The organism is Streptomyces sp. WZ-12 (assembly GCF_028898845.1).
Taxonomy (GTDB): Bacteria; Actinomycetota; Actinomycetes; order Streptomycetales; family Streptomycetaceae; genus Streptomyces.
Genome location: NZ_CP118574.1, coordinates 3,161,821 through 3,182,656, shown reverse-complemented (window position 1 = coordinate 3,182,656; position 20,836 = coordinate 3,161,821). Strand labels below are relative to the sequence as shown.

Here is a 20,836-nt window from a genome sequence, read left to right as displayed (position 1 = left end):
GTCACCCGTCCCCCTCGGCGGGTTGCGGGGGGACGGGCATGCGTAGGCGGAAGAGCGCGCCGCCGCCCGGGGCCTGTTCGGCGGTGAGTTCGGCGCCGTGGGCCCGGGCGATCTGGCGGGCCATGGCAAGGCCGAGGCCCGAGCCGGGTAGCGCCCGGGCGGCCTGGGCCCGGTAGAAGCGGTCGAAGACGTACGGCAGGTCGCCGTCGGCGATGCCGGGGCCGTGGTCGCGGACGGTGAGGTGCAACTCGCCCGCGACGTCCGCCAGTTCGGTCTCGACGGGGCCGCCGGGCGGGGAGAACTTGGCGGCGTTGTCCAGGAGGTTGGACAGCAGGCGGGTGAGCCGGGCGGGGACGCCGGGCAGGGTGGTGGTGGCCGTCCCGGGGGCGATGCGGAGGGTGAAGGCGAGGGCCGGCCAGTGTTCGCGGGCCGCGGCGACCGCGTGCTCCAACAGGGCGGCGGGGCGGACCTGTTCGAGCAGCGGGCGGGGCTCCTCGTCGCGGGCGAGCTCGATCAGGTCGTTGACGAGGGTGGTGACCTCGCGCAGTTGGCGGCCCAGCGCCGCGGAGGCGCGATCCCGCTGTTCGCCCGTCAAGCGGTCGGCGCGGGCGAGGAGTTCGGCGTTGGTGCGCAGCGCGGTGAGCGGGGTGCGCAGCTCGTGGGAGGCGTCGGCGACCAGGCGGCGCTGGGCGGTGACGGACTGCTCCAGTTCGCCGAGCATGGTGTTGAAGCTGGCGGCGAGCCGGGTGAGTTCGTCCTCGTGGCCGGGCGGGCCGGGCGGCAGGTCGATGCGGTGCCGGGGGTCGCGGGTGGTGGCGATCCGCTCCGCGGTGGCGGTCAGTCGGGCGACCGGGGCCAGGCCGGTGCGGGAGACCCAGTAGCCGAGGCCGGCGGCGAACAGGACGCCGATGCCGCCGACCGCGGCCAGCCCCCAGGCGGCCTGGCGCACCCCGCGCTCGACGGTGTCGGAGCGCAGCGCCACCTGGAGCGCCTCGTCCCGGCCGGGCAACCGGGAGGTGTACGTCCGTACCGGGTGCCCGGCGACGGTGAGGTTGGTGTAGTAGGGCGAGTGACGGCCGGCGGCCACCTCGCGGGTGGCGCTGGTCACGGGCAGGGCGGGGGTGCGGTCGTGGGCGTCCCGGGCGGGATTGGCCGGGATGATCTGGACGCAGGGGACGGCCTGGTAGCGGCAGGAGGTGTCGCTGGCGGTCGGGCCCCAGTTGCGGGTGCGCTGGACGAGTTGGGTGGCGGTCTGGGCGAGGTTGAGGTCGAGCTGACGGGTCATCTGGACCCGCAGGACGACGAACGCGGCCGCGCAGATGCCCACCGCGACCAGGGCCACCGCGGCGGACGCGGCCAGCGCCAGCCGGGCGCGCAGCGGGCGGCGGCGGACCCAGCGGCCGCCCAGGCGGCGCCGGCCGGTCATGCCGCGGTCCCGTTCGGCGCGGTCACGGTCGCGGTCGGGCGGAGGCGGCGCGGGGTCATGTGCCCTCCGGGCGGTCCAGGCGGTAGCCGACGCCGTGCACGGTGTGGACGAGCCGGGGCTCGCCGCCGGCCTCCAACTTGCGGCGCAGATAACCGATATAGACGGCCAGCGAGTTGGAGTCCGGGCCGAAGTCGCGGCCCCAGACCCGCTCCAGGATCGTCTCCCGCGGCAGCACCTGGCCGGGGTGCGTCAGCAGCAGTTCCAGCAGGGCGTACTCGGTGCGGCTGAACTCCAGCGGGCGCTGGCCGCGGTGGCCGGTGCGGGTGGTGGGATCGACGACGAGGTCGGCGAAGGCGAGGTGGGAGGCGTCGGCCCGGCCCGCCTCGGCCCGCCGCAGCAGGGCGCGGACCCGGGCGATCAACTCGTCCAGGGCGAACGGCTTGACGAGGTAGTCGTCGGCGCCGGCATCCAGGCCGTCGACCCGGTCGCTGACCGCGTCCAGGGCGGTCAGCACGAGGATCGGGGTGCGGTCGTCCAGGGCGCGCAGCCGGCGGCAGACCGCCAGGCCGTCCAGCACCGGCATCATCACGTCCAGGACGAGGGCGTCCGGTTGCCAGGCGGCGACCTCGGAGAGCGCGGCCAGCCCGTCGGCGGCGCCGCGGACCGCGTAGCCCTCCACGGCGAGTCCGTCCGCCACTGCGGCGCGGACCTCCGGTTCGTCGTCGACGACCAGGATCCTGGGGGCGGCTGGCGGGGGCGTGCCGGGTGCGGGCGCGGGTGCGGGGCGTGCGGTCATGGACCCAGGCTGTCAAACGGCGTCTTAGAACGTTCTTAAAGCGGCGGTCGAGCGTGGCGGCCATGCGCACACCACTCTCGGTCGTGATCGGTGCGGGCGGCACCGGCGGCCATATCTATCCCGGACTCGCCCTCGCCGACGCGCTGCGTCGGGCCGTGCCGGACGCGGTGATCTCCTTCGTGGGGACCGACCGCGGCCTGGAGACGCGGCTGATCCCGCAGGCCGGCTACCGGCTGCACACCGTCGACATGATTCCCTTCGACCCCTCGCTGGGCGCCCGGCGCTACCTGCTGCCGGCCGCCCTGTTGAAGTCCGGCGCCCAATGCCGGGCGATCCTGCGGGAGCAGGGCGCCCAGGTCGCCGTCGGCATGGGCGGTTACCCCAGTGCCCCGGTGATCGTCGGGGCCAAGATGGCCGGGCTGCCGAGCCTGATCCACGAGTCCAACGCGGTGCCCGGCCGGGCCAACAAGTTCGCCGCCCGGCTCACCCCGCACATCGCCCTGGCCTTCGACCGCAGCCGGCCGCACCTCGCGGGCGGCGAGCGGGCCGAGACGGTGGGGATGCCGCTGTCCGGGCCGCTGGCCGGGCTGGACCGGGTGGCGCTGCGGAGCGCGGCCCGGCGCGCCCTGGGCGTCCCGGAGGACGCCCGGCTGCTGCTGGTCAACGGCGGCAGCCTGGGCGCCGCCCGGCTCACCGAGGCCGCCGTCGGGCTCGCCGGCCGCTATCTGGCGCGGCCCCGGATGCGGCTGCTGATCAAGACCGGGCCGGCGGCGCTGGACGCCACCCGGGCCGCCCTGGAGGCCAACGGCGGGGCCGCGGTCGCCGAGGCGGTGCCGTATCTGGACCGGATGGACCTGGCGTACGCGGCGGCCGACCTGGTGCTGTGCCGGGCCGGTTCGGCGACCGTCGCCGAGCTCGCCACGATCGGGATGCCGGCCGTCCTCGTCCCGTACCCGCACGCGCCGGGCGACCACCAGACGCACAACGCCCGGGTGCTCTCCGACGCCGGCGCCGCGCTGCTGCTGCCCGACGCGGAGGTCACCGACGAACGGTTGGACGCGCAGCTCACCCCGCTGCTGGCGGACCCCGTCCGGCTGGCCGCGATGGGCGCGGCGGCCGACCCCGGCACGCATGCGCACGCCGCCGATCTGCTGGCCGCCCGGACCCTGGCGCTGGCCGGCCACCCCCACCACCTCACCACCACCCAGAAGGAGTCAGCATGAGCACGCGCAGCACCGTGTCCCGGTCGTGGGCCGGACGGAAGGTCCTGGTCACCGGGGCCGAGGGGTTCATCGGGTCGACGCTGGTCGACCTGCTGGTGGACGCGGGCGCCGAGGTGCGCGCCTTCGTGCACTACAAGCCGTACGCGGAAAAGGGCAATCTGGCGCGGTACTTGGTGCCGGGCGGCCCGGTCGAGATGGTCGCCGGGGACGTCCGGGACGCCGGCCGGGTCATGGACGCGGTCGCCGGCTGCGACACCGTCTTCCACCTGGCCGCGCTGATCGGCATCCCGTACAGCTACGACTCGCCGGGCGCGTATGTGCAGACGAACGTGGTGGGCACCGAGAACGTCGCGGAGGCGTGCCGCCGGCACGGGGTGCGGCGGATGGTGCACACCTCCACCAGCGAGGTGTACGGGACCGCGCTCACCGCGCCGATCAGTGAGGAGCACCCGCTCCAGCCGCAGTCGCCGTACTCCGCCTCGAAGATCGGCGCGGACATGATGGCGCTGTCGCACTGGCACGCCTTCGAGCTGCCGGTGACGGTGGTGCGGCCGTTCAACACCTACGGGCCCCGGCAGTCCGCCCGCGCGGTGATCCCGACGATCCTGGCCCAACTGCACGCCGGCGCCCGGCAGATCAAGCTGGGTTCGCTGACCCCGACCCGGGATTTCACGTTCGTCACCGACACCGCGGCCGGGTTCCTGGCGCTGGCCGACTGCGACCGGGCGCTGGGGCAGGTCGTCAACCTCGGCAGCGGCCGGGAGATCGCCATCGGGGCGCTGGCGGAGGCGCTGATCGCGGCGTCCGGGCGGGACGCCGAGGTGGTGGTGGACGCCGAGCGGCTGCGGCCCTCGGGCAGCGAGGTGGAGCGGCTGCTGTCGGACAACTCCCGGGCGCGGCAGTGGGCTTCGTGGGAGCCGCAGGTCTCCCTCAAGGAGGGGCTGGAGCGGACCTCTGCGTGGGTGGCGGAGCATCTGCACCTGTTCCGGGCGGACCGCTACCAGGTCTGACGGCGGGTCCGGCGGCGCCGGGCCGGGCCGGGGCTACGGCTCCAGCCCGGCCAGGCCCGCCAGCAGCAGCGTGGTGAACTGCCGGGCCCAGCCGGTGTCCACGGGGCCCGCGCTGACCAGCAGGCGGTGCACGACGGCCCCGGCGATCACGTCGAAGATCAGCCCCACGGTGCACTCGGCGGCCTGCTCGCCCTCGGGTCCGCCGGCGTCCGGCGGGAGTTCGCCGCGGGCCTGCGCCCGCGAGCGGCCCAGCAGCACCAGCCGCTTCTGCCGCTCGACGATGGCCTGCCGGATCCGCTCGCGCAGCGCGTCGTCGGTGGTGGACTCGGCGACCACCGCCATCAGCGCGGTCTTGGTCTCGGGCCGGGCCAGCAGCGCGCCGAACTGGAGCACCACGCCCTCGATGTCGGCCTGGAGGCAGCCGCGGTCGGGGAGTTCGAGCTCGTCGAAGAGGACCGCGACGGCGTCCACGACCAGTTCGCTCTTGCTGGCCCAGCGGCGGTAGAGGGTGGTCTTGGCGACCCCGGCGCGCTGGGCGACCTCGCCCATGGTGAGCCCGCCCCAGCCCACGTCGACGAGCGCGGCGCGGGTGGCGTCGAGGATCGCGCGGTCGGCCTCGACGCTGCGGGGGCGGCCCGGGCGGCCCTTCGGCGGGTGGGCGGACTGGTGCATGCCGGCGACCATACCGGCCGGTAGTGCGGCGGGCGGCGCTTCCCGTGAGGCAGATCACGCGGACCGGGCCGAAAAGTGGGTGCCGGGTGGGGGCGGCGCCGAGTTACGCTACGACCCGTAGCGTAAGAGTGACACCACTGGCCGTGGGTGGGGACCCATGGCCGCACACACCGGCCCCGTGCACGGGGCCGCCGACGGGCACCGGTTCCCCGGCGCGGGCCGCATTCCAGCGGGGCGTACGGGGGCGAGCGGGCCCGCTTCCCGGATCGCTTTCCGGAACCGGCCGCTCAGGGGGGAGGATGGACACATGCAGCCACGCAACATGTCCATGAGTGGAGTCGTCGACCTCGCAGCGGTGAAGGCGGCAGGGGAAGCGAAGCAGAAGGCCGAGCAGGCCCGCGCCGAGGCCGCCCGCACCGGCGTTCAGCCGGCCGGCGCCGCCCGCCTGGTGTTCGACGTCGACGAGGCGGGGTTCCAGCAGGACGTCCTCCAGCAGTCCAACGAGGTCCCGGTCGTCATCGACTTCTGGGCCGAGTGGTGCGAGCCGTGCAAGCAGCTTGGCCCGCTGCTGGAGCGCCTCGCGGCGGAGTACGCCGGCAGGTTCGTCCTCGCCAAGATCGACGTCGACAGCAACCAGATGCTGTTCCAGCAGTTCGGGGTGCAGGGCATCCCGGCGGTCTTCGCGGTGGTCGCGGGCCAGCCGATCCCGCTGTTCCAGGGCGCGGTGCCCGAGGCCCAACTCCGCCAGGTGCTGGACCAGTTGGTGCAGGTCGCCGAGCAGCAGTTCGGCATCGTGGGCGCGCCGGTCGACCCGGCGGCCGCCGAGCAGGCCGACGCCGCTGCCGAGGCGCCCGCACCGGTCGGCCCGTACGACGCGGCGCTGACCGCGGCGGCGGACGCGCTGGACGCCGGTGACCTCGACGGCGCCATCCGTGCCTACCGCAACGTGCTCTCCGACGATCCGACCAACCCGGAGGCCACGTTGGGCCTGGCCCAGGCCGAACTCCTGGCGCGGGTGCAGGACCTGGACCCGCAGGTGGTCCGCAAGGAGGCCGCGGAGCAGCCGGGCGACGCCGCGGCGCAGATCAGGGCCGCGGACCTGGACCTGGTCGGCGGGCACGTCGAGGACGCCTTCGGCCGGCTGATCGAGACCGTGAAGCGGACCGCGGGCGAGGACCGGGAGGCCGCGCGGGTGCGGCTGTTGGAGCTCTTCGAGGTGATCGGCGCGGAGGACCCGCGGGTGTCGAAGGCGCGCACGGCACTGGCCCGCGTCCTGTTCTGAGCCACGCTTCGGCGATTTCCGGGCACATTTCCGTCCCGTCCGGATCCGCTCCCTCACGACTCCCACACAAGGGTCCAGCAAACGACACGGCGGCCACGCTTTACCGAAACTTGGTAAAGGTGGCCGCTGTTACTTGGAGTAAGTCGCGGCCGTCAACTAGCCCAAATCTGCCCTGAATTGCCCCTTGTTCGGTCGCTGTGAGCAGCGACGCTGCGTGCCTAGGTGATCTCTCTGTGTCCCGGCATGGTTATCGGGTCGTTACCCGTAAGTAACGAGGGCCTTGTGCGGCGGCCGGGAATGCACGACGATCGGCGACGCTCGGTCCATTCCCGCAGCCCGGCATCCGGCCGGCGCCGCGGGGCTTTTGGGTCCCCACCGAGTGGGTCGGCGGCAGTGGCGCCGGCCGTGGACAGGGGGGTCTCTGCCCGTACGGCAGGGCCTGTCCGGTGAGGTTGCGCGAGAGCGTGGCCAGTGGTTGTCGCTCGGGGGTGATCGCCGGTATTCGAAGAACACTGCTGTGGCCCTTCGAGACGGGCGCTCTCCTTCCCGAGGACGTAGCACTTCTCCCATCCCAGGTACGGCCTTACCTCAACCGAGGTGGTACGCACCGGAGATGTACGTCCGAGAAGGAGGAAAGTCATGGAGTCCTTGACTCGTGGCGGGACCAGATGGAAGCGGTTCGCCGTCGTCATGGTGCCGAGCGTCGCGGCCACCGCCGCGATCGGTGTCGCCCTCTCGCAGGGTGCCCTGGCGGCGTCGTTCAGCGTGTCCGGCCAGCAGTTCAAGGTCAGCACGGACCGGCTGGAAGGCACCGGCTTCGTCCAGTACGGCGCGGTTGACGCCCAGAAGAACGGCAAGAACGTCCCGGTCGCGGTCTCGGCGTTCAGCAACGCCACGATCCACAACCTGTGCCAGTCCGTCGTCGTGCCGGTCCCGGTCTTCGGCGATGTGTCGATGAAGCTCCAGGCCGGCGGTGCCGGCAGCAATCCGGTGGAGGCCAAGAACCTCTACATCGACCTGGACCAGTTGAACGCGGACGCGACCTTCAACAACATCAACATCGGTGTTGCCGCGGGGTCCACGTCCAAGGGGCCCGGCATGAAGAAGGGCGACAAGGCCGACCCCGGCTCCTTCGCCCAGGAGGCCGACACGGCCACGCTGACCGGCGTCCACCAGCGTGCCTGGGCCACCACGGCCGGCACGTTCAAGCTCAGCGGCCTCAAGATGAGCGTCACCAAGGGCGCGCACGAGTGCTACTGACGCACTGAGCGTGCGGGCGCGGGGTGGAGCTGTACGGCGCCGTGCCGTTCCCCGTGCCCGTACGCCAGGTAGCGCTGGAAGTGCCCACAGAACCACCGAATTGCCAGTCCCGAGGAGCCGGACATGAGCGACTGGAGCATGGGGGACTCCCCGGCCGGAGTTCCCCGGCCAACGCCGGGCGGTGCCCCCGGGGGAAGAGTCATCGACAGGTACGTGCGGCGCGGATGCGGGCCCGCCGACCGCAGGGAGGCTGGCGCATGAGCGCAGAACGACCACGGCTGAACGAGACCCTCGGCCGGAAGCGGCAGGCGTTCCGCCACTGGCGCGGGCAACGCCCCTTCTGGGGCGGCCTGTTGACCCTCCTCGCGGGCATCCCGATCATGTACATCCCCTACGCGAACCTCACCATCGGATCCCTCACCGTCCGGATGGCGACCACGGCCGGCGCCGGTTCGCTGATCATCGGCGTGCTGCTGGTGGTGCTCGGCCTCACCATGTGGTTCCAGCCGGTCTCGCGGGTCTTCGCGGGCGTCGCGGCGATCCTGCTGGCCCTCGTTTCGCTGGTCGTCTCGAACTTCGGCGCCTTCCTGATCGGCTTCCTGCTGGGGCTGATCGGCGGCGCGCTGGGCGTCTCGTGGGCGCCGGGCAAGGCGGTGCGCAGCGAGGACGAGCCCGGCGAGGGGGGCCACGTCGTCGGGCCGGTGGTCGCCACCCACCCCGCTCCGGCGGCCGGTGGTCACGGGTTGGGCAACGGACTGGACGATCTGTCAGGAACGAGCCCGACCAACGGAAGGAACGGGAGGCACCGTGCCGGGTGACGAACTGCGGGTGGGGACACCCCCGCCGGAGGGCGAGGGCGCGGCCTCCGGGGCGACCGGCCGTTCGGGCGCGGGGAGCGGACCGCGCCACGCGGCGCCCAAGAAGCCGCTGTTGACCCGCCTGCACGTGCCCGCGGGCAAGGCGATCGCCATCGCCGCGATGCCGTCCGCCGTCCTCATGGGCATGGGGCTCACGCCCCAGATGGCGATCGCCAAGCCGGTGCCGCCCGAGAGCCCCTTCCGGGACGGCCCCTGCGTCACCGTCCCGGACACGTCCGGCCAGGACGCCAAGGCGAAGGACGACGGCAAGGACCAGAAGGACCAGAAGAAGGACGGCAAGGACGCCGGGAAGGACGGGGGCAAGCCGTCCGCGGAGCCGTCGACCTCGCCGTCCGCGTCGCCGTCCTCGTCGCCCTCGGCCGGCAAGGACGCCAGCGGCGGCGGGGCGCCCGGTCCGTCCGCCCCGGCGACGCCGTCCCCGTCGGCCTCGCCGAAGAAGGACGACGGCGGCCTGTTGGGCGGGATCGGCGACGTGCTCGGCGGCCTCCTCGGCGTGCACAAGAAGTCCGACCAGCCGCCGGCCTCGCCGACCCCCTCGCCGTCCGCGTCCGCCACCAAGTCCCCGACGCCGTCGGCGGGTTCGTCGGCCAAGGAGCCGTCGGCCAAGGACGCGTCGCCCTCGCCGGGCTCCGGGCCCGGCCTGGACGAGGTCACCAAGCCGGTCGGCGATGCGCTGAAGGACCCGTCGAAGGCGGTCAACGACACCGTGCACGGTGCCGTCGGCACGGTCGACAACGCCCTGCCCGGCGGTGGGTTGGACGGCAAGGACAAGGACGGCAAGCCCGCGTTCCCCTGCGTCGTGGAGAACAAGCAGCAGGGCAAGGACGAGCAGACCCCCGCCACCCTCCCGGACCTCCCCTGGCACCTGGAGTCCAGCGGGCTGACCCTGCGCGGCCTGAACTACGAGGGCGTGGTCAACGTCAGGACGCAGAGCGGCCACACCAAGCAGGCGCTGAAGTTCACCGCGGACAGCATCGACATCGGCGACCTGCACCAGATCGTGGACGATGCGAGGTCGGGCAAGCACTACCACGTGCGGTCGACGCCGGGCTCCACGTCCACCATCCGCGGCGGCAAGGTGACGCTCTACACCGAGCGGTTGCAGGGCAACCTCTTCGGGCTGATCCCGATCGTCTTCGACCCCGAGCACCCGCCGCCGCTGAACGTCCCGTACGCCTACTTCAGCAAGGTGAAGCTGGACCAGGCCGGCCAGTTCGGCGGCAACCTGCACGTCCCGGGCATGCACCTGTCCATCGAGGACTGAGGTCCGTCGAGGACGGAAGCGGACCGGCCGGCGGCGACGAGACCTCCGGGAGCCGCGGAGAGACGGCGGTGGGCCGCCCCCTTCGAACGAGGGGGCGGCCCACCGCCGTTGTGGTGCCCGTCGGGCGGCGCGTCAGGCGCGCTCGCCGCCGAGGTGGTGCACCCGGACCATGTTGGTGGTGCCGGGGACGCCGGGGGGCGAGCCGGCGGTGATGATCATGGTGTCGCCCTCGTTGTAGCGCTTGAGCTTGAGCAGCTCGGCGTCGACCAGGTCGACCATCGCGTCGGTGTTGTCCACGTGCGGGACGACGAAGGAGTCCACGCCCCAGCTCAGGGTGAGCTGGTTGCGGGTGGCGAGGTCGGTGGTGAAGGCCAGGATCGGCTGGGCGGCGCGGTAACGGGAGAGCCGGCGGGCGGTGTCACCGGACTTGGTGAACGCGACCAGGGCCTTGCCGTCGAGGAAGTCCGCCATCTCGCAGGCCGCGCGGGCCACCGCACCGCCCTGCGTACGCGGCTTCTTGCCGGGCACCAGCGGCTGGAGGCCCTTGGAGAGCAGCTCCTCCTCGGCCGCCTCGACGATCTTCGACATGGTCTTGACGGTCTCGATCGGGTACTGGCCGACCGAGGACTCCGCGGAGAGCATGACCGCGTCGGCGCCGTCGAGGATGGCGTTGGCGACGTCGGACGCCTCGGCGCGGGTGGGCCGGGAGTTGGTGATCATCGACTCCATCATCTGGGTCGCCACGATCACCGGCTTGGCGTTCCGCCGGCACATCTCCACCAGGCGCTTCTGCACCATCGGGACCTTCTCCAGCGGGTACTCCACCGCCAGGTCGCCACGGGCCACCATCACCGCGTCGAAGGCCATCACGACCTCCTGCATGTTGGCGACCGCCTGCGGCTTCTCGACCTTGGCGACGACCGGGACCCGGCGGCCCACCTCGTCCATGACGCGGTGCACGTCCTGGACGTCCTTGGCGTCCCGCACGAAGGAGAGCGCGACCATGTCGCAGCCCATGTGCAGGGCGAACTTCAGGTCCTCGATGTCCTTCTCGGACAGCGCCGGGACGTTGACCGCCGCGCCGGGCAGGTTGATGCCCTTGTGGTCGGAGATGACCCCGCCCTCGATGACGATGGTGCGCACCCGCGGACCGTCGATCTCGACGACCTGGAGGGCGACGTTGCCGTCGTTGATCAGGACCGGGTCGCCCTTGGAGACGTCGCCGGGCAGACCCTTGTAGGTGGTGCCGCAGATGTGCTTGTCACCGGGGACGTCCTCGGTGGTGATGACGAACTCGTCACCGCGCACCAGCTCGACGGGGCCCTCGGCGAAGGTCTCCAGGCGGATCTTGGGGCCCTGGAGGTCGGCCAGCACGCCGACGGCGCGGCCGGTCTCCTCGGCGGCCTTGCGGAGGCGGTGGTACCGCTCCTCGTGCTCCGAGTGGGTCCCGTGGCTCATGTTGAAGCGGGCCACGTTCATGCCGGCCTCGATCAGCGTCTTCAGCTTCTCGTAGGAGTCGACGGCGGGGCCCAGGGTGCAGACGATTTTGGAACGGCGCATGTCTCGATCCTATCGGTTTGTTTCGGAGCGGAATATTTCGCTCTGCTTCACAGACTCTTCAGCCGGGCCGGGGCCCGGCCGGCCCGCGGGCTGCCGCCCCGCGCGCCGGGCGCTGATCTAGGCGGTGACCAGGGCGTACGTCTGCCGGGCGATCTCCAGTTCCTCGTCGGTGGGGACCACCGCGACCGCGACCCGGGCGTACCCGGGCGAGATCAGCCGCGGCTCGTCGGACCGGACGTCGTTCAGCGCGGCGTCCACCGCCAGGCCCAGCTCCTCCAGGCCGGCGATGGCGGCGGCGCGGACCGGGGCGGCGTTCTCGCCGACGCCCGCGGTGAAGGCCACCGCGTCGACCTTGCCGAGCACCGCGCTGTAGGCGCCGATGTACTTCTTCAGCCGGTGGATGTAGATGTCGAAGGCGAGCGCGGCCCGCGCCCCGTCCTCGCCGCCCGCGTCGATCCGGCGGCGGATCTCCCGCATGTCGTTGTCGCCGCACAGCCCGAGCAGGCCGCTCTTCTTGTTGAGCAGCTCGTCGATCTCGTCGACGGACATCCCGGCGACCCGCTTGAGGTGGAAGGTCACCGCCGGGTCGATGTCACCGGAGCGGGTGCCCATGACCAGGCCCTCCAGCGGGGTCAGGCCCATGGAGGTGTCCACGCAGCGGCCGCCCTGGACGGCGGAGGCGGAGGCGCCGTTGCCCAGGTGCAGCACGATCACGTTGACGTCCTCGGGCGCCTTGCCGAGCAGTTCGGCGGTGCGGCGGGAGACGTAGGCGTGCGAGGTGCCGTGGAAGCCGTAGCGGCGGATGCGGTGCGCGTCGGCGGTCTCCACGTCGATGGCGTAACGGGCCGCGTGCTCCGGCATCGTGGTGTGGAAGGCGGTGTCGAAGACCGCGACCTGCGGGAGGTCGGGGCGCAGGCCCTGGGCGGTCTTGATGCCGGTGATGTTGGCCGGGTTGTGCAGCGGGGCGACCGGCACCAGCCGCTCGATCTCCTTGAGCACCGCGTCGTCGATGACGGTCGGCGCGGTGAACTTCAGCCCGCCGTGCACCACCCGGTGCCCGATCGCGGCCAGTTCCGGGGAGTCCAAACCGAGCCCGTCGGCGGCCAGTTCGTCGGCCACCGCCTTCAGCGCGGCGTCGTGGTCGGCTATCGGGCCGGTGATCTCGCGGGTCCGGCCGCCGGCGGCCAGCGGGGTGTGGACCAGGCGCGAGGTCGTCTCACCGATCCGCTCGACCAGGCCGACGGCGAGCCGCGCACCGCCCGCGGCGGAGCCGCCGTCCGAGGCTGCCATGTCGAGGAGTTGGTACTTCACCGACGAGGAGCCGGAGTTGAGGACGAGGACGCGGGTGGCGTTGGCAGTCATGAAGGGCTTTCCGTGGGGGGTGGGGTCAGCTGGTGTGGCCGGTGCCGGGCTCGTCGCCCTGGGCCTGGATCGCGGTGATCGCGACGGTGTTGACGATGTCCTGGACGAGGGCGCCGCGGGAGAGGTCGTTGACCGGCTTGCGCAGGCCCTGGAGGACCGGGCCGACCGCGACCGCGCCGGCGGAGCGCTGGACGGCCTTGTAGGTGTTGTTGCCGGTGTTGAGGTCCGGGAAGATCAGCACGGTGGCCTTGCCGGCCACGTCCGAGTCCGGCAGCTTGGTCGCGGCGACCGCCGCGTCCACCGCCGCGTCGTACTGGATCGGGCCCTCGACCAGCAGGTCCGGGCGCCGCTCGCGGACCAGCTCGGTGGCCTTGCGGACCTTGTCGACGTCGGCGCCGGAGCCGGAGGTGCCGGTGGAGTACGACAGCATCGCGATCCGCGGCTCCACGCCGAACTGGGCCGCGGTGGTGGCGGATTGGATGGCGATGTCGGCCAACTGCTCGGCGTTCGGGTCCGGGTTGACCGCGCAGTCGCCGTAGACCAGGACGCGGTCGGCCAGGCACATGAAGAAGACCGACGAGACGATCTGGGCGCCCGGCTTCGCCCGCCCGTCGCCCGCCACCTCCCCAGCCGACGCGCTGCGCGCGGCCCCTTGGGTCTTGATGATCTCGAAGGCCGGGCGGATGGTGGCGGCGGTGGAGTGCACCGCGCCGGAGACCATGCCGTCGGCCAGGCCCTCCTGCACCATCAGGGTCCCGAAGTAGGAGACGTCGGCGACCATGTCGAAGGCCAGCTCGTAGCTGACGCCCTTGTGGGCGCGGAGGGTGGCGTAGAGGTCCGCGAACCGCTCGCGCAGCGGCGAGGTCTGCGGGTCGATGATCTGCGCGTCGGCCAGGTCGATGGCGAGGTCGGCGGCGCGCTTGCGGATCGTCTCCTCCTCGCCGAGCAGCGTCAGGTCGCAGACGTCGCGGCGCAGCAGCACATCGGCGGCGCGCAGCACCCGCTCCTCGGTGCCCTCGGGGAGGACGACCCGGCGGCGGCCGGCGCGGGACCGCTCGATCAGCTCGTGCTCGAACATCATCGGGGTGACCCGCTCGGAGCGGGCGACCGAGATCCGGTCGGTGAGCTCGGCGGTGTCCACGTGCCGCTCGAAGAGGCCGAGCGCGGTCTCCGCCTTGCGCGGCGAGGCGGCGTTCAACTTGCCCTCGATGGCGAACAGCTCGGCGGCGGTGGGGAAGGAGCCGCCGGGCACCGAGACGACCGGGGTGCCGGGCGCGAGGCGGGCGGCCAGCGCCATGATGTCCGGGCCGGGACGCTCGTCGAGGGTGAGCACCACGCCGGCGATCGGCGGGGCGCCGGCGCTGTGCGCGGCGAGCGAGCCGATGACGAGGTCGGCGCGGTCCCCGGGGGTGATCACCATGCAGCCGGGGGTGAGCGCCTGGAGGAAGGTCGGCAGCATCGCGCCGCCGAAGACGAAGTCCCGGGCGTCCCGGGCGAGGCCGGAGTCGTCGCCCAGCAGCACCTCGGCGCCGAGCGCGTGGACGATCTGGCCGACGGTCGGTGCGGAGAGCGAGCCGTCCTCGGGGAGCGCGTAGCAGGGCACCGGCAGCCGGGCGGCGAGCCGCTCGACGACGGCCGTGCGCTGCTCGGCGGCGACGCGGTTGACGACCAGCGCGACCACGTCGCAGCCCAGCGAGGTGTAGGCGCGGTAGGCGTTGCGGGCCTCGGCGCGGACGGACTCGGCCTCCTGGCCCTGGCCGCCGACGACGGGTATCACCGCGGCGCCGAACTCGTTGGCCAGCCGGGCGTTGAGCGCCAGCTCGTCGGGGAGGCTGGTGTCGGCGTAGTCCGAGCCGAGGACCAGCACGTACTCGAAGTCGCGGGCGACGGCGTGGAAGCGGTCGACGAGCCGGGAGACCAGCTCGTCGGTGCCCTGCTCGGCCTGGAGGGCGGCGGCCTCGGTATAGCTGATGCCGTAGACGGACTCCGCGGGCTGGGCGAGGCGGTAGCGGGCCCTCAGCAGTTCGTAGAGCCGGTCCGGTCCGTCGTGCACAAGGGGCCGGAAGACCCCCACCCGATCGACGTGGCGGGTCAGGAGCTCCATGACTCCCAACTCGACGACCTGGCGGCCGTCGCCGCGGTCGATACCGGTCACGTACACGCTGCGCGTCACGCGGTCTCTCCGTCCATTCCGATGGCCGCGAGGCGCCCGGCCTGCGGATTTTCCCTGGTCACAAGGTCAAAATTACCCGTTATGGTGGGCTTGACCCTCTTGACAATACCTGCGCGGATGGATACGTCGCTCTCCCAGTTTCCCTGCGGGGTGCGGGCCGGGGGACAGTGGGGGTGGCCGCCCGCGCGCGGCACCGGGCCGGGGTGCGGGCGCGCCGCACGTGAAAGAATCGGACCGGCTCACACGAACCGACAGCGAGCACAGGAGACACAGCACGATGCGTATCGGAGTCCTCACCGCGGGCGGCGACTGCCCCGGCCTGAATGCTGTGATCCGGTCCGTCGTCCACCGCGCCCTGACCGGCCACGGCGACGAGGTCATCGGCTTCGAGGACGGCTTCAAGGGCCTGCTCGACGGGCGCTTTCGCAAGCTGGACCTGGACGCGGTCAGCGGCATCCTGGCCCGCGGCGGCACCATCCTCGGCTCCGCCCGCCTGGAGCGCGCCCGGCTGCGCGAGGCGTGCGAGAGCGCCAAGGACTTCTCCCGCGAGTACGGGATAGACGTCCTGATCCCGATCGGCGGCGAGGGCACGCTGACCGCGGCGCGGATGCTCGCCGACGCCGGGATGCCGGTCGTCGGCGTCCCCAAGACCATCGACAACGACATCTCCTCCACCGACCGCACCTTCGGCTTCGACACCGCCGTCGGCGTGGCCACCGAGGCCATCGACCGCCTGAAGACCACCGCCGAGTCGCATCAGCGGGTGATGGTCGTCGAGGTCATGGGCCGGCACGCGGGCTGGATCGCGCTGGAGTCCGGGATGGCCGGCGGCGCCCACGGCATCTGTCTGCCGGAGCGCGAGTTCGACGTCAACGACCTGGTGAAGATGGTCGAGGAGCGGTTCGCCCGCGGCAAGAAGTTCGCCGTGGTCTGCGTCGCCGAGGGCGCCCACCCGCGGCCCGGCACCATGGACTACAAGAAGGGCGCCATCGACCAGTACGGCCACGAGCGGTTCTCCGGCATCGGCACCGCGCTCGCCCGCGAACTGGAGCACCGCCTGGGCAAGGAGGCCCGCCCGGTCATCCTCGGCCACGTCCAGCGCGGCGGTACCCCCACCGCCTACGACCGGGTGCTGGCCACCCGCTTCGGCTGGCACGCCGTCGAGGCCGCGCACCGCGGCGACTTCGGCCAGATGACCGCGCTGCGCGGCACCGACATCGTGATGACCCCGCTGGCCGAGGCGATCACCGAGCTCAAGCGGGTCCCGGAGGCCCGCATGGACGAGGCCGAGTCGGTCTTCTAGGGCCGCCCCTCCTCTGCCGCCGCGTCCGCCCGACCGGACGTCAACGAGCCGCCGGCGACGCACCGTTGGGTGCGTCGCCGGCGGCTTTGCGCGTGGGGCCTCACTGGGAGGCGACGGCCTCCAGCATGTTCAGCCGGCCGGCCCGGCGGGCCGGCCACAGCGCCGCCAGCACGCCGACGACCAGGGCGATCAGCAGGAACAGGCCGAGCCGGCCCCAGGGCAGCACCATCGAGTAGGTCGGGAAGGACGAGCCGACCAGGCTGCCGCCGGCCCAGGCCAGGAAGATGCCCAGGCCGATGCCGAGCACCGCGCCGAAGAGCGAGATGACCACCGACTCCAGCCGGACCATCTGCTTGATGCCGCTGCGGGCCAGACCGATGGCGCGCAGCATCCCGATCTCGCGGGTGCGCTCGAAGACCGACATGGCCAGGGTGTTGACCACGCCGACCACCGCGATGATCACGGCCATGCCCAGCAGCCCGTAGACCATGTTCACGATGGTGTCGATCTGCCCGGCGTTCTCCTTGCGCAGGTCATCGCGGCTCTGCACCTTCAGCAGCGGACTGTCGCCGAGCGCCCGGCGGATGTCCTTGGCCAACTCGGGGGAGCTGCCGTTCGCCGTCTTGACCAGGAGCGCGTCGTCGCGGAACCGGTCCAGGTGCGGATCGACCAGGGCGGTCGCGGCGAAGGAGGAGCCGAGGGTCTCGTTGTCGGCGTAGAGCGCGGCGACCTTCAGGCGGGCCTTCTTCTTGTCGTAGAACTCGACGTTCACGGTGTCGCCGACGCGCCAGCCGTGCTCCTTGGCGCCGCTCTGCGAGACGGCGATGCCGCCGGCCTTGACGGCGGCCAACGAGCCCTGGGTGATGTCGAGTTGGGTGACCTTGCCGATCTGGTCGAGGTCGGTGCCGCGGAGGAAGCCGAAGGTGCTGTCGCGACCGGGGCCCGCTTCGGTGGAGAAGCCGGTGCCGCGCAACGGCGCCATCGCCTCGACGCCGGGGACCTGGCGCACCTTCGGCGACAGCTTCGGGTCCAGGCCGACGTAGGTGGAGGTCTTGACCTGGTAGTCGGCGGTCACGCCGCTGCCGACCATCTTGTCCATGGCCACCTGGGCGGAGTGGCCCGCCACGGTCATCCCGGTGATCAGGGTCAGGCCGATCATCAGCGCCGAGGCGGTCGCGGCCGTCCGCCGCGGGTTGCGCAGCGCGTTCTCCTTGGCCAGCTTGCCGGTGACGCCGAAGAGGCGGGTGGTGACCGCGCCGGCCAGCGAGACCAGCGGCCGGGACAGCAGCGGGGCCAGGATGATCACGCCGGTCAGGGTCAGCGCCGACCCCGCCATGGCGATCGGCAGGTCGTCGCCGGAGGTGAGGGTGGAGACCCACAGCATCACCGCGACGCCGGCGCCGGTGATCAGCGCGCCGATGGTGTTGCGGACCACGAGGCTGCGCAGGGCCGGCGGCGCCTCGACGGTGCTCAGCGCCTCCACCGGGGCGATCCGCGCCGCCTTGCGGGACGGCAGCCAGGCGGCCAGGACGGTCACCACGACGCCCACGCCCAGCGAGGCGAGCACCGCGGCCGGGCTGATGACGACCGGGCCGTCCGGGAAGCCCGCACCGCCTGCGTCCAGCACGGCCCGCAGCCCCACCGCGATCCCGGTGCCCAGCGCGAAGCCGACGACCGAGGAGACCAGGCCCAACAGGCCGGCCTCGGCGAGCACCGAGCGCACCACCTGCCGGCGGGAGGCACCCACCGCGCGCAGCAGCGCGATCTCGCGGCTGCGCTGGGAGATCAGCATGGTGAAGGTGTTGGCGATGATGAAGACGCCGACGAACAGGGCGATCCCCGCGAAGGTCAGCAGGGTCTTGCTGAGCGCGCTGTTCTGCTCGGCGATCCGCCGGGCCTGTTCGGCGGCCAGGTCGTGCCCGCTGGTCGCCGCGGCGCGGTCGGCCGGCAGCAGCTCGCGGACCTTGGCGGTCAGCGCCCGCTGGTCGGTGCCGGGGGCGGCCGCCACCACCAACTCGTCGAACTGGCCCGGGTGCAGATACAGCTTCTGCGCGGTGGCGGTGTCGAACAGCGCCAGGCTGCCGCCCGCGGTCACCGCCGGGTCGTCGGTCGCCACGATGCCGACCAGCTTCTTGGTCAGCACCGGGCCGTCGGTGGCGAACCGCACGGTGTCGCCGACCCGCACGCCGGCCGCCTTCGCGGTGGTCTCGGCCAGCGCCAACTCCCCTTCGGCGGCCGGGCCGCGGCCCTGCACCAGCGGGTAGCGGGGGTCCTTGCCGTCCTTGCCCGGCTGGTAGTTGACGGCGCGGTTCTGCCAGCCGTTGCCGATCGGTTCGCCGTCCTTGCCGGCCAGGGTCGCCGCGCCGGTGACGTCGGCGCGGACGCCGGTGACGCCGGGCAGCGCGCGGATCCGGTCGGCCACGTGCTGGTCCAGGGCGGTGGTCCGCTTGCCGTCCTTCCCGGGGCCGGGGCCGGCATCGGGGTCCGAGGCGGCCTGGACGGAGACGGCGACGTCCTTGAGGTTCTTGGCGGAGGCGTTCTTGACGGCCTCGCCGACGGAGTCGCTGAAGATCAGGGTGCCCGCGACGAAGGCGACGCCGAGCAGGACCGCGAGCGCGGTCATCAACAGGCGGGCCTTGTGCGCGAGGACGTTGCGCAGGGCGGTTCTGAACATGGTGGTGGTGTCAATCCTGGGTACGGGGCCCGGGCGGGGCTCGGGTACGGGCGGCGGTGGCCGGACATGGCCAACTCGCGGGGCCGGCCGGCCAGTTGGCGCGGTCGGCGCGTCCGGTGTGCCGCTAGCTCGTCCGGCCCGCGGCCTCGAAGCGGCGCATCCGGTCCAGCACGGCGTCCGCGGTGGGCTCGTGGAGCTCGTCGACGATCCGGCCGTCGGCGAGGAAGACCACCCGGTCCGCGTAGCCGGCGGCGACCGGGTCGTGGGTGACCATCACCACGGTCTGGTCCATCGCCCGGACCGACTCCCGCAGGAAGCCCAGGACTTCCGCGCCGGAGCGGGAGTCGAGGTTGCCGGTCGGCTCGTCCGCGAAGATGATCTCCGGCTGGGCGGCCAGCGCCCGCGCCACCGCGACCCGCTGCTGCTGGCCGCCGGAGAGCTGGGCCGGCCGGTGCTTAAGACGCTCCGACAGCCCCACGGTGTCCACGACCCGGCCGACCCACTCCCGGTCCGGGCGGCGGCCCGCGATGTCGATGGGCAGCGTGATGTTCTCCAGCGCGGTGAGCGTCGGCAGCAGGTTGAACGCCTGGAAGATGAAGCCGATCTTGTCCCGACGCAGCCGGGTCAACTGCTTGTCGCCCAGGGAGGCCAGCTCCATGTCGCCGATCCGGGCCGAGCCGGAGGTGACCGAGTCCAGCCCCGCCATGCAGTGCATCAGGGTGGACTTGCCCGAGCCGGAGGGGCCCATGATCGCGGTGAAGCGGGCCCGGCCGAACTCCACCGAGACGGAGTCCAGCGCCACCACCCGGGTCTCGCCCTGGCCGTAGACCTTGCTCAGGTTGGTGGCGCGGGCGGCGACGGCCGGGGTGGCGGGCCGGAGGGGGGAAACGGGACGGGGGACGGCGGCGTGCGGCACCACGAACTCCCAGGAAGGTGAAGGGACGGGAAGGACTCGGCGGGAACGCCGTGCTCCCATCCTCGATGCCGCACCCCGCCCGGGGCTTCGCCCGCAGGGACCGAAAGCCGGACCGGCCGCAAGTGCCATGCCGGGCGCCCGCGTCCATCTCTGGACGGACGGCCGTCCACCCGCAGACCGACGCGCGGCCCTTGGGGCTCCTAGGGCCCGTCCCCGTCGCGCGGCCCGGGTGTCGGCCCGTCGGCCCGGCGCCAGAACTCCGCCAGGATGCCGTCGAGGAAGCCCCGGCCCGCCCTGCCCGCCTCGTCCGGGGCCCGGCCGCCGGTCCAGCTCAGCGAGGCGGCCATCGTCGCGTGGTACTCCTCGTGCAGTTCCTGGAGGGCCGTTGCCAGGCGCTCCTTGGGCAGCGGTGCCAGCTTGCCGACCGGGCGGACGTAGCCCTGCCAGCGGGTGGTGGCGGCGCTGGTCAACAGCTCGACCAGGCGGTCCTCCTGGTCGGTGAAGCGGATCAGCGCGGGCAGCGGCAGCGCCAACGCCTCGGCCAGCGCCGCCGCCTGCCGGTCGGTGCCCCGCCACCGCCCGCCGGCCTCCAGGTGCCCGTACCCGGCCACGTCCATGCCGATCCGGCGCGCCAGATCGGCGGGGGCGAGGCCGAGCGCCAGCCGGTACTCGCGGAGGGTCTCGGGGGCGCCGAGGAGCTCGGCGGGGGCGCACCACAGGGCGCCGGCCAACGCGGCCAACTCCGCCTCGGTGGGGGAGGTCTCGCCCAATTCCCAGGACGCCACCGCCGCCGGTTCCAGACGTTTTCCGTAGGCCGCCCAGATTCCGTAGGCGACGTGGGCGTGGGTCATGCCGAGGGCCTCGCGCAGTCGGCGGGCGGCGGCGGCATTGAAAGGGGGTCTGCGGGCTTCCCCGTCGTCCGTGCTCACCGGCACACGGTAGGGGAGGGCGATGCCGCGGACCCATCGTGCGGATGTCCAAGGTTGGCGGTTGGGGGAACGTACGAGAGGGGCCCGCCCGCGGGCCGGATTTCGGTG

16 protein-coding genes are annotated in these 20,836 nt (G+C 72.8%); 7 read left to right on the top strand and 9 right to left on the bottom strand.

Features of this window, described 5'->3' with window-relative positions; translation table 11 throughout:
* Window position 1: 1 nt before the first annotated feature.
* Window positions 2-1,426 (bottom strand): sensor histidine kinase, encoded by a 1,425-nt coding sequence (locus PV796_RS13225; RefSeq protein WP_274913218.1) that lies wholly within the window; start codon window positions 1,424-1,426, stop codon window positions 2-4.
* Between the two features lie 55 nt (window positions 1,427-1,481).
* The gene (locus PV796_RS13220) at window positions 1,482-2,222 is read right to left on the bottom strand and encodes a response regulator transcription factor (protein ID WP_274913217.1); all 741 of its coding nucleotides are present in this window, start codon (window positions 2,220-2,222) and stop codon (window positions 1,482-1,484) included.
* Between the two features lie 62 nt (window positions 2,223-2,284).
* On the opposite strand from PV796_RS13220, the gene PV796_RS13215 reads away from it, so the two are divergent.
* Complete coding sequence (locus PV796_RS13215; RefSeq protein WP_274913216.1) at window positions 2,285-3,445, top strand: UDP-N-acetylglucosamine--N-acetylmuramyl-(pentapeptide) pyrophosphoryl-undecaprenol N-acetylglucosamine transferase; 1,161 nt, start codon at window positions 2,285-2,287, stop codon at window positions 3,443-3,445.
* Complete coding sequence (locus PV796_RS13210; protein WP_274913215.1) at window positions 3,442-4,455, top strand: GDP-mannose 4,6-dehydratase; 1,014 nt, start codon at window positions 3,442-3,444, stop codon at window positions 4,453-4,455. Before PV796_RS13215 ends, PV796_RS13210 begins: the two co-directional genes overlap by 4 nt.
* A 33-nt stretch (window positions 4,456-4,488) precedes the next feature.
* Here PV796_RS13210 and PV796_RS13205 read toward each other — a convergent pair whose 3' ends face one another.
* On the bottom strand, window positions 4,489-5,127 hold the full coding sequence (locus tag PV796_RS13205; RefSeq protein WP_274913214.1) for a TetR/AcrR family transcriptional regulator: 639 nt from the start codon (window positions 5,125-5,127) through the stop codon (window positions 4,489-4,491).
* A 307-nt stretch (window positions 5,128-5,434) separates the two neighbouring features.
* Here PV796_RS13205 and PV796_RS13200 point away from each other — a divergent pair, with 307 nt between their 5' ends.
* The 4 genes from PV796_RS13200 to PV796_RS13185 all read left to right on the top strand — a co-directional run bounded on the left by PV796_RS13200 (window position 5,435) and on the right by PV796_RS13185 (window position 9,811).
* On the top strand, window positions 5,435-6,409 hold the full coding sequence (locus PV796_RS13200) for a tetratricopeptide repeat protein (protein ID WP_274913213.1): 975 nt from the start codon (window positions 5,435-5,437) through the stop codon (window positions 6,407-6,409).
* A 639-nt stretch (window positions 6,410-7,048) separates the two neighbouring features.
* Complete coding sequence (locus PV796_RS13195; RefSeq protein WP_274913212.1) at window positions 7,049-7,669, top strand: DUF6230 family protein; 621 nt, start codon at window positions 7,049-7,051, stop codon at window positions 7,667-7,669.
* 257 nt (window positions 7,670-7,926) lie between these two features.
* Window positions 7,927-8,487, top strand: a complete 561-nt coding sequence (locus tag PV796_RS13190; RefSeq protein WP_274913211.1) for a DUF6114 domain-containing protein — start codon at window positions 7,927-7,929, stop codon at window positions 8,485-8,487.
* Entirely contained in the window at window positions 8,477-9,811 is a 1,335-nt protein-coding gene (locus PV796_RS13185) for a hypothetical protein (RefSeq protein ID WP_274913210.1), read from the top strand. The genes PV796_RS13190 and PV796_RS13185 overlap by 11 nt, the downstream gene beginning before the upstream one ends.
* Window positions 9,812-9,943: 132 nt before the next feature.
* On the opposite strand, the gene pyk is transcribed toward PV796_RS13185, so the two are convergent.
* The 3 genes from pyk to pta form a co-directional block, all read right to left on the bottom strand.
* The gene (pyk, locus tag PV796_RS13180) at window positions 9,944-11,371 is read right to left on the bottom strand and encodes a pyruvate kinase (protein WP_274913209.1); all 1,428 of its coding nucleotides are present in this window, start codon (window positions 11,369-11,371) and stop codon (window positions 9,944-9,946) included.
* Between the two features lie 117 nt (window positions 11,372-11,488).
* Window positions 11,489-12,733: an acetate kinase gene (locus tag PV796_RS13175; protein WP_274913208.1), complete on the bottom strand. Its 1,245-nt coding sequence runs from the start codon at window positions 12,731-12,733 to the stop codon at window positions 11,489-11,491.
* A 25-nt stretch (window positions 12,734-12,758) separates the two neighbouring features.
* Entirely contained in the window at window positions 12,759-14,906 is a 2,148-nt protein-coding gene (gene pta / locus PV796_RS13170; RefSeq protein WP_274913207.1) for a phosphate acetyltransferase, read from the bottom strand.
* Window positions 14,907-15,183: 277 nt separating this feature from the next.
* On the opposite strand from pta, the gene PV796_RS13165 reads away from it, so the two are divergent.
* Window positions 15,184-16,209 (top strand): ATP-dependent 6-phosphofructokinase, encoded by a 1,026-nt coding sequence (locus PV796_RS13165; RefSeq protein WP_274913206.1) that lies wholly within the window; start codon window positions 15,184-15,186, stop codon window positions 16,207-16,209.
* 100 nt (window positions 16,210-16,309) lie between these two features.
* On the opposite strand, the gene PV796_RS13160 is transcribed toward PV796_RS13165, so the two are convergent.
* The 3 genes from PV796_RS13160 to PV796_RS13150 form a co-directional block, all read right to left on the bottom strand.
* Entirely contained in the window at window positions 16,310-18,883 is a 2,574-nt protein-coding gene (locus PV796_RS13160; protein ID WP_274913205.1) for an ABC transporter permease, read from the bottom strand.
* 124 nt (window positions 18,884-19,007) lie between these two features.
* Window positions 19,008-19,799, bottom strand: a complete 792-nt coding sequence (locus PV796_RS13155; protein ID WP_274913204.1) for an ABC transporter ATP-binding protein — start codon at window positions 19,797-19,799, stop codon at window positions 19,008-19,010.
* Between the two features lie 200 nt (window positions 19,800-19,999).
* Entirely contained in the window at window positions 20,000-20,734 is a 735-nt protein-coding gene (locus PV796_RS13150; protein WP_274913203.1) for a helix-turn-helix domain-containing protein, read from the bottom strand.
* Window positions 20,735-20,836: the final 102 nt, after the last annotated feature.

Coding starts and splice junctions, on each gene's coding strand:
- PV796_RS13225 (WP_274913218.1), bottom strand. CDS start 1,426: ATGACCGGCCGGCGCCGCCTGGGCGGCCGCTGGGTCCGCCGCCGCCCG.
- PV796_RS13220 (WP_274913217.1), bottom strand. CDS start 2,222: ATGACCGCACGCCCCGCACCCGCGCCCGCACCCGGCACGCCCCCGCCA.
- PV796_RS13215 (WP_274913216.1), top strand. CDS start 2,285: ATGCGCACACCACTCTCGGTCGTGATCGGTGCGGGCGGCACCGGCGGC.
- PV796_RS13210 (WP_274913215.1), top strand. CDS start 3,442: ATGAGCACGCGCAGCACCGTGTCCCGGTCGTGGGCCGGACGGAAGGTC.
- PV796_RS13205 (WP_274913214.1), bottom strand. CDS start 5,127: ATGCACCAGTCCGCCCACCCGCCGAAGGGCCGCCCGGGCCGCCCCCGC.
- PV796_RS13200 (WP_274913213.1), top strand. CDS start 5,435: ATGCAGCCACGCAACATGTCCATGAGTGGAGTCGTCGACCTCGCAGCG.
- PV796_RS13195 (WP_274913212.1), top strand. CDS start 7,049: ATGGAGTCCTTGACTCGTGGCGGGACCAGATGGAAGCGGTTCGCCGTC.
- PV796_RS13190 (WP_274913211.1), top strand. CDS start 7,927: ATGAGCGCAGAACGACCACGGCTGAACGAGACCCTCGGCCGGAAGCGG.
- pyk (WP_274913209.1), bottom strand. CDS start 11,371: ATGCGCCGTTCCAAAATCGTCTGCACCCTGGGCCCCGCCGTCGACTCC.
- PV796_RS13175 (WP_274913208.1), bottom strand. CDS start 12,733: ATGACTGCCAACGCCACCCGCGTCCTCGTCCTCAACTCCGGCTCCTCG.
- PV796_RS13165 (WP_274913206.1), top strand. CDS start 15,184: ATGCGTATCGGAGTCCTCACCGCGGGCGGCGACTGCCCCGGCCTGAAT.
- PV796_RS13160 (WP_274913205.1), bottom strand. CDS start 18,883: ATGTTCAGAACCGCCCTGCGCAACGTCCTCGCGCACAAGGCCCGCCTG.